A 13083-nucleotide genomic window follows, 5' to 3' on the forward strand; every position below is an offset into this window, starting at 1 on the left:
TTTCAACGCGCGCCTGCGCGACGAACTTCTCAATGAGACACTGTTCACTTCGCTCGCACAGGCTCGAGCCGTGCTGGCGGCCTGGAAAGATGACTACAACAACGCCAGACCGCACAGCGCCCTGGGCAACCTCACTCCGACTGAATACGCCAAACGCAACGCTCCCGGGCCGCAACGGGGCGGGACGCTGCGCTATGCCGAGGGCTCCGCGCCCCACCCCGTTGCTTCACCGAGCCCCATGGGCTCATATTCAACCAGGAATCTTCCCATTGCTGGATGAAGCGAGGGGCTCAGACCACGCTCTCGATTCGCGCAAGCGTCTGCGTTAGCGTCGGGGCCTGTGAACCGTAAGAGCAGGTCGCGAATATCCTCAGGATGCGTCATGCGCCCGCCTGAGGGGCGAAACGAAGGCGATCAATCCGATTGTAGTTGATCACCGCCGGGTCGGCGCCGATCACCGGAAGTTGGCTGACTACGTAATGCACGACCTTGTCCATTCCCAGCTCCTGTTTCAGCGGATGTTGTAGGTCGCGCCGATCAACCGTTGCGAAGTTTCGGCAGCCGAAAATATCTTCCTTCGATCTTCGATCTAGCGGCTCCATGGCGGGCATTCTGAACTGGTCGCCCCGCAGCTCGGCTATCACGTGGATTGATGCCCGCTCCGGTTCGAGAAAATAGTCAGTGAGGCGCGGCCGCGCAGCACCGCGACGAGATCGATGGTCTCGGCGATCAGCGCTTTGAGAACGGTGAGGAGGGCTTCCTGGATGAGCTGCTCGAGGCGGCGAAGCACGCCCAGCGCCGTGCCGGCGTGAATCATTCCGGTCCCGCCGGGATGCCCCGTGCCCCAGGCTTTGAGCAGCTCCAAGGCTTCGCTGCTGCGGACTTCGCCAATTTGAATTCGGTTGAGGCGCAGGGACGAGCGGACCAGATCAGACAGGGACGCGACGCACCGCCGTCCTTGGTGCGCAGCGCGACCGGGTTCCGCGCGCGGCATTGCAGCTCACACGTATCCTCGATTAGGACCACGCGATCGGCGGTGCCGGCGATCTCGGCCAGCAATGCGTTCGTCAGGGTGGTCTTGCCGGTCGAGGCGCCGCCGGCCACCAAGATGTTCCTGCGGGCGGCAACGGCTTCGCGGAGCACGCCTGCTTGTCCCGCCGTCAAGCAGCGGGAAAAAACCTGCCTCGACTGGATGCGGCCATGGACCTTCTCGCGCCAGCTCTGGTGGGGTCATCGCGTCCCGGCATGAATCCAGAGCGGGGCATTCAAGCCTCGTCAAGCAACTTGATGATCAAGGTCGCACCGACGATCAGCAACGTCCGAAGTCGTCGATTCCCGCGCTTTGATATCGCCCCAAGCCGCTGCGTTTGGATAACCTCGGCAGCCACAGGAGCAAAGCGGTTCGACAGCTCATCCGTTCGGTCGGCGCCAAACTCTTCTTTCTGCCCAAATACTCGCCCGACCTGAACCCGATCGAACAGGTCTTTGCAAAGCTCAAGCACCTGCTCCGCAAAGCGGCGGCGCGAACCGTCGACGCGGTCTGCGCCGCAATCGGCCAAGCACTCGATGCCTTCCCCCGAGGAATGCGCCAACTACCTCAAAAATTCAGACTATCAAACCTAATGCCATCACGCTTTAGCAGCGCGGCAATGAGCGGGGGTTGGCAGTGGTGCGGACCGGACCCCGGACGCTTGGGCCGGGGTCCGGGGAACTACACGGCCTGTGCTTCTTGTCCTTGACAGCCTGAGGCCCGCAGGCGCCTCGACTAGTTCGTTTGTTAGGAATATCACACATGCAAGTTGCCGTCCCTTCGTCGGCACTGTGCGGCGAGAATGCGGACTTGCATCTAAATGGTAGGCGATAGCCAGTGTTTAACCGATCGAGGGAATGGCAAGCTTCGACACATGAAGCCTCGCGCGCTACTGGCCTGGAACGTCCGTCGGATCCGCCTCAAACGTGGTATGTCGCAGGAACGATTGGCTCGCGCGGCTGGGATCGACCGTTCCTACTTGGCCGGTCTTGAGCGCCAATCGAAAAATCCGACGATTGATGTTCTCGATCGCATTTCCGAAGCGCTCAGCGTTCATCCGTTCGATCTCTTTGTTAAGCCGTCGAGCTGTGCGAGCATTCTCAAGACTTCGCCCCACCGGCCTAAGCGGCCGCATCTGCCTCGCAAGAAGCGGTAGCCATTCATACGGCGACGGGAGAGCAACACAAGCCATCTCGACAACGCAACGCCGGTCGGCAGGATTATGCAACGCGCAGCATGTTTCCACATGAGGCACGTCTCGTCGAAGGCATAGCACGAAGCGATAAGGACATGCACAAGTCTGCTTTGGTATCTAATCCCGACATGTTCTTTCGCCGAGTCACCGCAAGCCGCTCGCTACGGCGCTCGCTCGGAGGGCGCGCTTCGCGAGCGGCCTGCCCGGACTCGCGGCAGCTGATTCAGGGAGGGTGCGCTTCGGTAACATTGTCATCTGAGCAATATGAGGGGGCAGTTTTCCATGGCGCGCGACACAATTAGGATAACGCGCACGATCGTGGTCGTGCGATCCTAAGTGAGCACGACAGATGTCGAATGCATGCGTGCCTGTTCCCATCCTTCCTATGCGCCACGGATTTTCTCCAACTTGGATTTACGGAATAACGACTTACGGATGGATGAGATCTGCTGCCCTTTCTCCGATCATAATAGACGTCGCGTTGGTATTCCCAGCGATATGACGAGGAAAGATGGAGGCGTCCGCGACCCACAAGTTTTCGGTGCCCCTCACCTGAAGAGAAGGGCTGAGAACCGCTCGATCGTCTGCTCCCATGCGGCAAGTCCCGACCGGATGAAAGAAGGGGACAGTTGCTTTGCGAATGTAGGCTTCGTCAGCTTCCCGTCCGGCTCCCAATGCTGGCGCTTCGCAAAACTTTAGGACATGAGAGCCGAACGGGGGCAACCAAGAGCGCGTGGCTGGTTTTCTCCCAATGGTTCCGCTTCTCGAGGCTCCCCTCGGGGTCGACGAGGATGTCGGCGATATTCAGGAGCTCGCGAGCGGCATTCTGCGGATTACGAAGCGTCTTCGAGATGAACTCGAAGCCGCGCTCAAGGTAATCGATAGCCTCAAGGATCACACCGGGTTCACGGTGGCAGCCGCGCGACCTAAACAGCGGGAACGTTAGCGGCAACGTGACTCGGCGCCCGAAGCGTTGGAGGTAGAGCGCTGTCCCTACCACGCACCGCTAACTTCTACGCAGCCAGCCTCAGCGGCGAAAGAATCTGACGATGGGATACATCTATCGGAAATGGGCGTGGCACAACTACCAGGACTGGTCGTAGCCTCACGTGGCTTGGCAATCAGTCTCGGATCGCAGGCAGCGCCGTCGCGAGTCGCCAACTCACTGCCAGGGCAGGTATAGCGCCACGAACAGTACCAAGGCTGCAAGCCCGAACGCCCACGCGAACAATAGCGCCTTATCCATCGGCCAATTCCGATCGATCTCCTCGGCCGCCCGCAGCGGCGTACCACTGCGGCCTTTCTGTTGAGCAACACAATGGGTGGTGCATCACTCGATTCGTAGATTTTCCGCCGAGTCTTTTCCGCGATTTTTCACGATGTCGAAGCTGACTTTTGCGCCCTCTGCGAGCGAAGTAAAACCAGCCTTCTCAACCGCGGAGATGTGGACAAAGACGTCATTGCCGCCCGAATCCGGTTGAATGAACCCATACCCCTTTGTCGGGTTGAACCACTTCACTGTCCCAATTGCCACCTAACTTCTCCATGTTTTAAAAATGAAAAGTAGTGCGCGACTCCGACAAAAGAATGGCTTGTCGCGTCGCGCTCGCACCAACGCTACATCCTCGCTAGAACGCTGAATGCATTCTGGCTGGCCACATTGATGTTGTTTGCGTTGGTACTGTCTCCCTGCTCGTTGGCCGAGAACACGTGGAAGCCAAGCAAAGGCGGAGCGGAATAGGCGGCCGTTCCACCAACCTGCGTTGTGTTCGGCCCACCCGCAAGAACTCCTTGGCCGATGAATGCGTTCGTCGCATCCATCCCGATGCCGGAAACCGCCGCTGCGCTATTGGCAACGAGACCAATGCGGGAAGCATATGAAATCTGCGTTTCCATCTTCAGCCAAGCCGAACACAACCGATATCTGGGTGCCTGCGGACACCCTGGCCTGCCGACTGTCGCGCTGGTGTATGTATAGGGCGACCCGTTGTCGTTCGAAGCGGCGGATACTGTGACGCGGTTATGTCCCCTTCCAGCTTTTCGACTTTCTCCTTAGCCGCAGCTTCCTTCGCTGTAGCATTGGAAATCCCGCTGACGTGTTTCGCATATTCGTCGGCGCTGGTAGCTACGAAATGGCGACGAATTGCTTCTCGAGCCCTTTTTCTGATGCTGGACGGGTCGGCGCGTCCTTTCGCTCCCGCAACGCACTTAATACCGTCAGCATCAGGGGTCTGACATCATCCAATGCTGCGGTGAACGTTAGGACGGCAGCTTTAAACTGCGCTTGAAATTCGGCTGACAGCTGAGCAGCGGCAGGTATCGCGGTCTTCGCGGCAGCCAGCGCTTCCACGCAGCTACCTGCATGTTGCGTGGCAGTGTTCAGTTCGATGACGAACTTGGAGAGTCTGTCGTCAAAAGCAGCTGCGAGCAGCGCTTTTCGTTGGTCGGTAATTGCTTGGCCGCAATGCAGGCACGACTTTAAATCGTGTTCGACATGCTACTCATGATCCGCATCGCTAAGCTTGCCACCCGCCAAAGTCCCCAGCTTATCAACGTCGGCTACAAACTGGGGTGCCTCGTATAGAGTAGGCAGCCCGCCAGCAATTGTTTCATTCTTCTGAACCCCAGTTTCGAATTCGACGCCCCCGACGGGTATCGACGACGATTGCCACGTTTCCGCCACCTCCATCAACTGCAAGGGTTGATAGTTGACGGGGTCGCAAGCGCCGCCTGAGCGGCCGGTCGATGGGCAAAGTGCATGTCGGGGCGGTCGCGGATGCTGTCCGCCGATTGTTGATTAAGTGGCTTGACCCGAAAATGTCTAATCGCGGTTACCCCTCCTGCGCGCCCTTCGAGCGCATTAGCATGACAAAGGTCAGCGCATCGACAGCGAGTCAGTTTCCTGATTACAGCTGCTCCGCGTGTCCTCGTTCCGGCCGTATCGACCGTTCGTCCGCCATTGGATGCAAGTGTTCCCGCTCGCGGCGAAGCTTCGACGGACGAGCCGCATCCCCCCACTTCGTTCCGGGCGGACGATGCATCCGCAGTAAGACGGGGGCGTGTGTAGGGGCCGCCGATAAGGCTCGGCGCCGCATCGAGTTAAGAGTCCAGGATTCCTTGCTGCGGCTGGCCTTCTCGATCACGGCCAGTACCCTCGTCGATACATGAAATTTGAGCCGCTAAACGGGCCTAGCGACATCCCGAGAACTGGCTATTCCAGGAGGTCTCACAGGACTCCCAGCCGAGTTCGGGATTGAACGTAAACGGTACGAGAGGGCCACGGACTTGGCGCGGACGGCCTACGCGCCACGCTTGAAGCGTATAGGCATCCAGAACTGCCGCAGGGCCTCGACGGTTGCTGGAATGTCGCGCCAGGCGTTTTGGACGATGGGTTGTGTTCCCAGTGTGCGCCGGGCCGGGGGCAGAAAGGGCCGACCCGCGTCATCGATGCAATGGACCAGGATCGGCCGCAGCATAAGGTGTTCGGTTCCGTTCGGGGAGAGAAGCCGCGACCAGACGAGAAGCCGAAGCTTCATGACGGCGTAGAAGCCCATGCACCAAGGCTGCGGGTCGACGTCGCCGTCCGGCGATCGCACGAACAGCGGCTCGAAGCTCTCCGGTCTCGTCGACAGCGTCTCGCTGATCGCGTTGTGGCGCATCAGCGTGGCAGCGATCGCCGAGAACTCCTCGGTGTCGTGATTGAAGGCGTGGGGATCGACGCCGAGGAGCGGGCACACCCATTCCTCGGAGGCCATCGAGACCGGCCCAGCGACGACCGCGGCCACTGCGCCGTCGAGCATGGAGAGCGACGTCGCCCGCGGATGCCGAAGCGTCGGCGACCTGGCGCGCTCGCTCATCCATTGCCCGAGCCGCTCGAATGACATGGCATAGTCCGCCATCGTCGTCTTGACCGGCTTATGCGTTACTCGCCGTTGCCTCCGCTTCGTCATGCCACGGCACGCTTTTCGGCTTCGCGCGCGGCCTTCCAGTTCCAGGCCAGAAGTTCATGAAGCTGGTGGGTCTTCGTGGCGCCGCTCACCATGCGTTCGAGAACGTCGACGAGATAGGCCTCGGGGTCGAGGCCATTCAATTTGGCCGTGTTAAGAAGCGAAGAGAGTACCGCCCAGGTCTCGCCCCCGCCTTCGTCGCCGCTGAACAACGAGTTCTTTTTTCCGATCGCAATCGGCCTGATCGATCGCTCGACCGTGTTGCTGTCCGGCTCGATCCGCCCGTCATCCAGGAATGCCGTCAGGCCCTGCCAGCGTTCGAGCATGTAATCGATCGCCTTGATGAGCGTCGAGCGGCGGGAGATCCCGTCCTTCACCGCGATCAGACGAGCCTTCAACGCCTCCATCAGCGGCTTCGTCTCGGCCTGTCGCGCCGCGCGGCGTTCCCCGGCGCCGAGACCGCGGATCCTCTCCTCGATCGCGTAGACGGCTGCGATGCGCTCGATGACCTCCGCGGCGAAGGGTGAGTTCGTCGTCTTGCGCACCCTCACGAAGTTGCGGCGCGCGTGAACGAGACAATACGCCAGCTGGATCTGGCCCGACATCTTCGCATCGCCGGCCAGCGAGGCGTAGGCCGCATAGCCGATGGAGTGGACGCCCCCCGACGGCATCAAATGTGCCAAAGTGCGGGTGTTTAAGACCCGGTAAGGAGGACGTCCATGAACGAGATTAGCATCATTGGTTTGGATCTGGCAAAAAACGTATTTCAGATCCACGGCGCGGGGCCAGACGGGAAGGTTGTTCTACGCAAGAAGCTCAACCGCGGCAGATTGCTCGAGTTTTTCGCCAGCTTGCCAATCTGTGTGGTCGCGATGGAGGCCTGCGCCAGTGCTCATTACTGGGGACGAGGAGATCGGTAAATTCGGTCACGATGTCCGGCTGATCAATCCCTCCTACGTGAAGCCATTCCTCAAGCGCCAGAAGAACGATGCTGCAGATGCGGAAGCGATCGCCGAAGCCGCGTCGCGCCCAACGATGCGCTTCGTCGGCGTCAAGAGCGCCGAGAAGCAGGCTTCTTCCATGGCATTCAAGGTTCGCGCCTGTTGGTTCGGCAGCGAACGCAGACGATCAATGCGTTACGCGGACATCTGATGGAATACGGCTTGATCGTCGCTCAGGGTATCAGACACATCCCTCGTTTGAAGGAGCTGATGGAAACATATCACGACCTGCCCGATCTCGCCCGCGGCCTTTGCCAGGATCTCCTAGAGCATATTGAATCCCTGTCGGAGCAGATCGCAGAGCTGGAGAAGGGACTACGGGTTCGTGCCAGACAGGACGATGTCGCCTCACGCTTGATGACCATTCCGGGCATCGGCGCAATCTGCGCCACAGCGATGGAAGCCTTAGCGCCCTCGGCGGAGACGTTTTCCAAAGGCCGTGATTTCGCGGCCTGGATTGGTCTCACGCCTAAACAGAATTCATCCGGAGGTAAGGACAGGCTCGGCCAAATCTCCAGGATGGGCCAACGAGATCTTCGACGCCTCCTTGTTCTTGGTGCAACCGCCGTGGTGCGATGGGCAAGACGATATGGAGCGCCAGCCGGATCCTGGCTGGCGAGAATGGTTTCGAAGAAGCCCCCAAAGCTGATCGCAGTCGCTTTGGCAAACAAATGGCGCGTATCGCTTGGGCCTTGATGGCCCACGGTGGCGTCTATCAAGCTCCGGCTTCTGGTACTGCGTAACGCAGAATCAGAGGCAGCGAGACGTCGGGAATGTGGTAAGGTCAAACGGAGGATTATGGGCAAACGGTCAGAGACTGGATTGGAAGAATCATTAAGTCGATGAGTGCCAACAAGCACGCGTAGCCGAATTGAATCCGATCCACGCATTCCATAAGGGCCCGCGACGTGTCGAAGTCGCATCACGAGGCCGGACACACGTCAGCACCCGACCACATGCCTGTACCGAAGTGAGATTTTGCTTGCATTTACCGGGGCGTCCACACACGTCGACTTGCAGCACGCCTTCGAATCCGGCCAACTGCGCCACGATCTCCTTCTTGCCGCGACCGCCTGCGAACACATAGGCGACCGCGGGCGGCGCCGGACCCTTCCACGCCCGATCGTCCGTCGCATGCGCCCAGAACTGGCAGATCCTCGTGCGGCCGCGTCCCGGATCGAGAACTGGCATCGGCGTCTCGTCGCAGAACAGCCGCTCGAAGCCATGCATGGTCTTCAGTTGCAGATCGTAGAGGCCCCTGACCAGCCACGCCGCGCTCCCCATCCAGCGCGCCAGCGTCTGACGGTCGACGACGACACCCTGGCCCGCCAGGATCTGCGTCTGGCGGTAGAGCGTCGATTGCCAGGCATATTTGGCCGCGGCGATATGCGCGATCAGCGCCGTCGTCGCCATGCCGCCCTCGACGAGCCGCGCCGGTGCCGGGGCCTGGACAATCGGGCCCTCACAGGAGCGGCAGGCGTATTTTGGACGGATCGTGCGGAGCACACGCAACCACGCGGGAACCCGATCGAGCGCTTCGCTGCTCTCCTCGCCGATCCGATGCATCTGTCCCGTGCAGCACGGGCACAGCGTGGACGCCGGCTCGATCACCCGCTCGACCCGGGGCAGATGCGCCGGTAGCGCGCCGATGTTGCGCCTCGCTTTGCGCCGCTTCGGTCTCTGCGCGTCCGGTTTGTCGTCATTGGCCGGAGGCTGCGCGCCCGCAGTCCGTTCCAGATCGAGCGCGATCTGTTCGGCGCAGACGATCGCCGAGCGCTCCGATCGCGCGCCGAAGATCAGGCTCTTCAACGTGGCGATCTCTGCGCGCAGATCGTCGTTCTCGCCTTCGAAAGCCAGCACCATCTCGGCGAGAGCCGCAGGGTCAGAGGGGAGATCTTCAGGGCGAAGCGCCATATCGCAGAGCTACACGAACACACTCGCAATCGCCAGCAAAACAAGACGATTCAGGCAACTTTCGTCGGCTGCTTCGTCACCTTCGGGACCACACGCGACCACTCCGCAAGACCTTCGATCAGCATCGCCAGTTGTGCCCCCGTCACCGGCATCGTACCCTCGCGAGCAGGTGGCCAGGCGAAGCTCCCATTCTCGAGCCACTTCGTCGCTAGAACCATTCCCGAGCCGTCAAAAACCAGAAGCTTCAAACGATCCGATCGCTTCGATCGGAAGACATACACGTCGCCGCTATAGGGCTTACCGCTCAATCCCTCCGCTACCAGCGCGACCAGGCCATGAACGCCTTTGCGAAAGTCAATCGGCTGCGTCGCGACGAACACACGGACCATTGGACCGAACGAGATCATCGCGTCGACCTCACCGCCGCCAGCACGCGCTCCAGCGTCGCGGCGTCCACGCCGACGGGCACGCGCACCGTCGCGCCCGCGATCATCACCTCGATCCGCTCGGCCGGACTCACCAGAACATGCGCCTTATCGATCGCGTTCGGCTGCGCCTCGACGGCGGCGTCGAGCCTGACTTGCACGAACTGCGGCGCTTCGCTCGACGCGAGCCGCGCCTGGCGCCGCCACACACTGAGCAGTCCCCGGTTCACCCGGTTGCGTCGAGCCACCTCGGAAATGCTCGTCTCCGGATCGGCGCTCTCGGCCACGATCCGCGCCTTCTCCGCATCGCTCCAACTGCGCCGTCGCCTCTCCCCCGTGATCACCTCGATCCGCTGATAGGAGGCGGCATCATGCCTGTCTTGATGTCTGTCTTGATGCATGGAATGAGCGTCCCTCACGTTGTCTATCCACGCACGAGTCTCGCTCATCTCGCCCACCTAAACGAGGTGAGGTCGTCGTACCGCTATCGATTGAACGACCGCGCTCGGAGCGGCCGACTACGGCACCTCCCTCGGAAGTATCCCAGCACCAAGCAGGCCTTGTTCAAGACCATGAAGTTCAAATCGCAAGCCGCCACGCCATCGGCCAGCACTTGACTCTGCCAGAAATGGTCGTCGATGCTTTGGTTGCCCGGCTGCAACAAATCGAAGTTGGGCGTCGCGACGGTCGAGGCTCGGCGCAGGACAAGCTCAAAGGGGGAAAGGACATCAGCGTGTTCCTGCGCGATCCCATAGGTCTGTCTTTGGCCATTGCTGTTTCCCTTCCTCCCGACCGTGGGATACTCGGCAACCGCGGAGCTTGCCAAGTGCTTGGACCGGCCGAACTGGATGGTGCTGACGGCGGATCGGTCTCATTCGAGAACTACGCGAAAAAAGCGACAGCTGGTCGAGAAGGCCGATCCGCCAGGGACGACGGGTGAGGTCGGCACGCCTCCGGACCGCAAGCTCCGCACCTGCCATTTCATGCCACCCTCGGAGTCGAGGGTGGTTGGGATCATGGCCGTTGCCCCGCTGCGCGCTTCCTTCGACGCCTTGATGATCATCCGCATCAATTGTGGATGCTAATGAACGGATCCCACGAGAAGTATCCCAGCGCGCTGCAATTGCGATCGACGACCATGAAGTTGAAATGGTAGGGAACTCGTCCGATACTCAAAGTTTCCGAGGACCAATAGTAATTGGCGATCGTCTGACATGTCGGCACGGACGGATTGCTAGGATTGGGATGCGCGAACGAGGCCTCCGCCTTCCGCGGGGCGGCGTCGAGATCAGCTCGTTCCCTACTTTTCCGATGAAGCGGTAGAAGATCACTGACTTCTCGAATCCAAGGGAGAGGCTGGTCTCGCGCCAACGAATCAAATCCCCGACCTGGGCCTTCAGGTCGAGCTCGCCGCCCGCTTGCCCACTGATCACGTTGTCCTGATTTGTGATCATGTAGACATGGCGAAAGTCAATGAGAGTGGGGCTGTCCGGTCTTTTGCTCGGATTCGAGTACTTCTGAAGAATGGATTCCGTATCAAAGGCAACGAGAATGTCTGTGACTCTGGACATGATGCTTCTCCATTGCAAAGAGGAATGTTCGGCTTTCGCCGAGGGTCGTCACTCCCCATCTCGATTCTGGAGCGCTCAGCCATGGGAGTACTGTAACCAGTGGCTCCGAGGAGGGTAATGTACCGGATGGATGACAGCTTTCGGTCTTCGTGTTTGTCCAACTCCGTCGTGTGGGCGCGCATACCCCCCCTCGAGAATGCAGTTAGGCCAATCGCCGCTACGCGCAAGATGTTCATGTTGTCGCGTTCATGCGCGTCGAACTTAAGACGTTTGGCGGCAAGCTGCCACAAACGGCCGCGTTTTCACGATCGCGTCACGAAGAAACTAGTTTCGCTCTCGACGCGCGGCTCGCAAAGCGTGGCACGCCAATTGCTCGGCCTACGACATCGCCTCGCCGGGCTTAGTACTGTGGTCCTCCCGCGTCCTGGGATGCGGTCCAAGCCCGAGGAGAGGAGGTCACGATGCGGATGGCACCCAGCAGGCGAGCAAATAGATTGATAAGCACACTGAGTCGGCTGCTCGCAACGACCCGCAAGCTCAACCCTGATCGCAACAAAGCGATGGCTAGGCGCCATGCTGCGGCGCAGCTTTGGTACCGGAGACCTCCATGACAAGTTCGTCTGATATCGTGCGGCTTCGAGCTGGTCCGGGCACCGCTTCGCTACCAAAGCGGGGCTGGGTTTTCGCCCTCGGCGTAGTTTATCTGATCACTGGGTTCGTGGCGCTTGGTAGCGTTGCGCTCGCGACGGTGGCGAGTGTGGTGCTAGTTGGCGTGATGATGATCGCCGCCGGCGTTGCCGAAGTGATCAATGCTATCCAGGTTAAGACCTGGGGCAAGTTCTTGCTATGCGCTCTTTTGGGTGCGCTCTACATCGTCGCGGGGCTTGTGACATTTGATAATCCTACGCTCGCCGCTGTGCTGCTTACGCTGGCGCTCGGCGCATCGCTGGTCGCCGCCAGCATCATGCGCCTGATCCTGGCGTTCAGCATGAAACGCGCAACGCCCCGGTCCTGGCTGGCGATATCCGGCGTCATTACTCTGCTGATTGGATCGTTGATCTTAGCCCGTTGGCCGATAAACAGTGTTTATATTCTGGGCCTGTTTCTCGGGGTCGATCTAGTCGTGGCGGGCGCGAGCTGGATTGGAGTCAGCTTCGGCCTACGCCGCAGTCCCATCGTGAAGGCACGATCGTCGACGTAATTGCCGGGCGCCGTTGGTTTCGAAGGAGAAAGACATGCAGGAAAATAACAGCTTGGAGCGTGCAGCCTCACCCGCTGGAGACTGCATTTGCGAAACATCATCGCGCAATCTTCCCCTTACTTCTGTTCGCAACTCTACTGACGTGGGACGGCCTTCACGCGCAAGAAGTGCTGAGCAATACAAAGGCCGTGACTAAGGAATTCGGCAGCGTTTCCACTTTTGATATTAAATTCGCATCCGTTTCAGACAGTTTTATCAAGATCTACGCGAATGGTCATATCTCATCACAGGGCAAAGACCATCGTCTGGTATTGAGAATCAACGGTCACGCGGGAAACTATCAAAGCTACGCCCTGATGAGTGGTCACGCCAGCGCGTGAATGGGACAATTCCGGCATCTATCTTGGCCGAGTGGGTTGGGGGCAAGACGCAGATTTCTCAACGGAGATCACTATTGCAGCTAATTCGAAAAGTCAGAAGATTAACGTTGCCGCGCTAACGAATGAGCTGGCCCCGGTTGTCTGAACAGAATATCCGCGTCGATAAGTGGAGCCTCTGCCGGGGTTAGGCTGCCGTGCGGAGCGGCAGCGGGGTGAAGTAGGCTTGATCCGGTGTGCTGCCGTCAAGGCTCGAATGTGGACGGCGGCAATTGTAGAAGTCCAGATAGCGGCCAATCGAGGCGCGAGCGTCGCTGACGCTGTCGTAGGCCCGCAGATACACCTCCTCGTATTTGACGCTGCGCCACAGCCGCTCAACGAACACGTTGTCCCGCCAGGCGCCCCGGCCGTCCATACTGATG

Annotated in this window: 19 protein-coding genes and 4 pseudogenes; 8 read left to right on the top strand and 15 right to left on the bottom strand. The window is 59.8% G+C overall.

What is annotated here, in order from left to right:
- On the top strand, positions 1-280 hold a 280-nt coding region (locus E4K64_RS38105), incomplete at its 5' end, for an integrase core domain-containing protein (protein ID WP_135167558.1).
- Between the two features lie 100 nt (positions 281-380).
- Here the strand turns inward: E4K64_RS38105 and E4K64_RS38110 are convergent.
- The 3 genes and pseudogenes from E4K64_RS38110 to E4K64_RS42010 all read right to left on the bottom strand — a co-directional run.
- Entirely contained in the window at positions 381-644 is a 264-nt protein-coding gene (locus tag E4K64_RS38110) for a hypothetical protein (protein ID WP_126262125.1), read from the bottom strand.
- Positions 641-1164: pseudogene (locus E4K64_RS38115) on the bottom strand (ATPase, T2SS/T4P/T4SS family); the annotation flags it as partial. The gene E4K64_RS38110 and the pseudogene E4K64_RS38115, both read right to left, overlap by 4 nt.
- 84 nt (positions 1165-1248) lie before the next feature.
- A pseudogene (locus E4K64_RS42010) lies at positions 1249-1364 on the bottom strand (IS110 family transposase); the annotation flags it as partial.
- Between the two features lie 6 nt (positions 1365-1370).
- Here E4K64_RS42010 and E4K64_RS38120 point away from each other — a divergent pair.
- Together E4K64_RS38120 and E4K64_RS38125 are read left to right on the top strand one after the other, a co-directional pair.
- Positions 1371-1623 (top strand): annotated as a pseudogene (locus tag E4K64_RS38120) (transposase); the annotation flags it as partial.
- 338 nt (positions 1624-1961) lie between these two features.
- Positions 1962-2186, top strand: coding sequence for a helix-turn-helix domain-containing protein (locus E4K64_RS38125; RefSeq protein WP_347338661.1), 225 nt, complete (start codon positions 1962-1964; stop codon positions 2184-2186).
- 468 nt (positions 2187-2654) lie between these two features.
- On the opposite strand, the gene E4K64_RS41720 is transcribed toward E4K64_RS38125, so the two are convergent.
- A complete protein-coding gene (locus E4K64_RS41720; protein WP_283810201.1) occupies positions 2655-2948 on the bottom strand; it encodes a GMC oxidoreductase in 294 nt (97 codons plus the stop codon).
- 28 nt (positions 2949-2976) lie between these two features.
- Between E4K64_RS41720 and E4K64_RS38135 the strand changes: the two genes are divergently transcribed.
- Entirely contained in the window at positions 2977-3171 is a 195-nt protein-coding gene (locus E4K64_RS38135; protein ID WP_126262123.1) for a hypothetical protein, read from the top strand.
- A 384-nt stretch (positions 3172-3555) separates the two neighbouring features.
- Here the strand turns inward: E4K64_RS38135 and E4K64_RS38140 are convergent, their stop codons facing one another.
- The 5 genes from E4K64_RS38140 to tnpC (E4K64_RS38160) all read right to left on the bottom strand — a co-directional run bounded on the left by E4K64_RS38140 (position 3556) and on the right by tnpC (E4K64_RS38160) (position 6948).
- On the bottom strand, positions 3556-3759 hold the full coding sequence (locus E4K64_RS38140) for a cold-shock protein (RefSeq protein ID WP_104466254.1): 204 nt from the start codon (positions 3757-3759) through the stop codon (positions 3556-3558).
- Positions 3760-3842: 83 nt separating this feature from the next.
- Positions 3843-4121, bottom strand: a complete 279-nt coding sequence (locus E4K64_RS38145; protein WP_126262122.1) for a hypothetical protein — start codon at positions 4119-4121, stop codon at positions 3843-3845.
- Positions 4122-4350: 229 nt separating this feature from the next.
- Positions 4351-4575 carry a hypothetical protein gene (locus tag E4K64_RS38150; protein ID WP_235884944.1) on the bottom strand — a complete coding sequence of 75 codons (225 nt, stop codon included), beginning with the start codon at positions 4573-4575 and terminating at the stop codon, positions 4351-4353.
- Between the two features lie 949 nt (positions 4576-5524).
- Complete coding sequence (locus E4K64_RS38155) at positions 5525-6124, bottom strand: UPF0149 family protein (RefSeq protein ID WP_135167559.1); 600 nt, start codon at positions 6122-6124, stop codon at positions 5525-5527.
- A gap of 47 nt (positions 6125-6171) precedes the next feature.
- Complete coding sequence (gene tnpC, locus E4K64_RS38160; protein WP_126262120.1) at positions 6172-6948, bottom strand: IS66 family transposase; 777 nt, start codon at positions 6946-6948, stop codon at positions 6172-6174.
- Between tnpC (E4K64_RS38160) and E4K64_RS38165 the strand changes: the two are divergent.
- Positions 6892-7916 (top strand): annotated as a pseudogene (locus tag E4K64_RS38165) (IS110 family RNA-guided transposase). The gene tnpC (E4K64_RS38160) and the pseudogene E4K64_RS38165 sit on opposite strands and share 57 nt — an antisense overlap.
- Before the next feature lie 91 nt (positions 7917-8007).
- On the opposite strand, the gene tnpC (E4K64_RS38170) reads toward E4K64_RS38165, so the two are convergent.
- The 3 genes from tnpC (E4K64_RS38170) to tnpA form a co-directional block, all read right to left on the bottom strand.
- On the bottom strand, positions 8008-9036 hold the full coding sequence (gene tnpC, locus E4K64_RS38170) for an IS66 family transposase (RefSeq protein WP_164719150.1): 1029 nt from the start codon (positions 9034-9036) through the stop codon (positions 8008-8010).
- A gap of 101 nt (positions 9037-9137) precedes the next feature.
- Positions 9138-9494: an IS66 family insertion sequence element accessory protein TnpB gene (gene tnpB / locus E4K64_RS38175; RefSeq protein WP_126262118.1), complete on the bottom strand. Its 357-nt coding sequence runs from the start codon at positions 9492-9494 to the stop codon at positions 9138-9140.
- Positions 9491-9913, bottom strand: coding sequence for an IS66-like element accessory protein TnpA (gene tnpA / locus E4K64_RS38180; RefSeq protein ID WP_235884945.1), 423 nt, complete (start codon positions 9911-9913; stop codon positions 9491-9493). The genes tnpB and tnpA overlap by 4 nt, the downstream gene beginning before the upstream one ends.
- Positions 9914-10140: 227 nt before the next feature.
- Between tnpA and E4K64_RS41480 the strand changes: the two genes are divergently transcribed.
- Complete coding sequence (locus tag E4K64_RS41480) at positions 10141-10452, top strand: hypothetical protein (protein WP_235884946.1); 312 nt, start codon at positions 10141-10143, stop codon at positions 10450-10452.
- Between the two features lie 128 nt (positions 10453-10580).
- On the opposite strand, the gene E4K64_RS41810 is transcribed toward E4K64_RS41480, so the two are convergent.
- The gene (locus tag E4K64_RS41810) at positions 10581-10736 is read right to left on the bottom strand and encodes an AidA/PixA family protein (protein WP_347338660.1); all 156 of its coding nucleotides are present in this window, start codon (positions 10734-10736) and stop codon (positions 10581-10583) included.
- Positions 10685-11083 (bottom strand): AidA/PixA family protein, encoded by a 399-nt coding sequence (locus E4K64_RS38190; RefSeq protein ID WP_209311906.1) that lies wholly within the window; start codon positions 11081-11083, stop codon positions 10685-10687. Before E4K64_RS38190 ends, E4K64_RS41810 begins: the two co-directional genes overlap by 52 nt.
- A gap of 607 nt (positions 11084-11690) precedes the next feature.
- On the opposite strand from E4K64_RS38190, the gene E4K64_RS38195 reads away from it, so the two are divergent.
- Together E4K64_RS38195 and E4K64_RS38200 are read left to right on the top strand one after the other, a co-directional pair.
- Positions 11691-12284 (top strand): HdeD family acid-resistance protein, encoded by a 594-nt coding sequence (locus E4K64_RS38195; protein ID WP_135167560.1) that lies wholly within the window; start codon positions 11691-11693, stop codon positions 12282-12284.
- 59 nt (positions 12285-12343) lie between these two features.
- Positions 12344-12664, top strand: a complete 321-nt coding sequence (locus E4K64_RS38200; protein WP_126262115.1) for a hypothetical protein — start codon at positions 12344-12346, stop codon at positions 12662-12664.
- A 184-nt stretch (positions 12665-12848) separates the two neighbouring features.
- On the opposite strand, the gene E4K64_RS38205 is transcribed toward E4K64_RS38200, so the two are convergent.
- A partial coding sequence (locus E4K64_RS38205) for an integrase core domain-containing protein (RefSeq protein WP_135161597.1) occupies positions 12849-13083 on the bottom strand: 235 nt, incomplete at its 5' end.

Origin of the sequence: Bradyrhizobium frederickii, from assembly GCF_004570865.1 — a bacterium.
Classification (GTDB): domain Bacteria; phylum Pseudomonadota; class Alphaproteobacteria; order Rhizobiales; family Xanthobacteraceae; genus Bradyrhizobium; species Bradyrhizobium frederickii.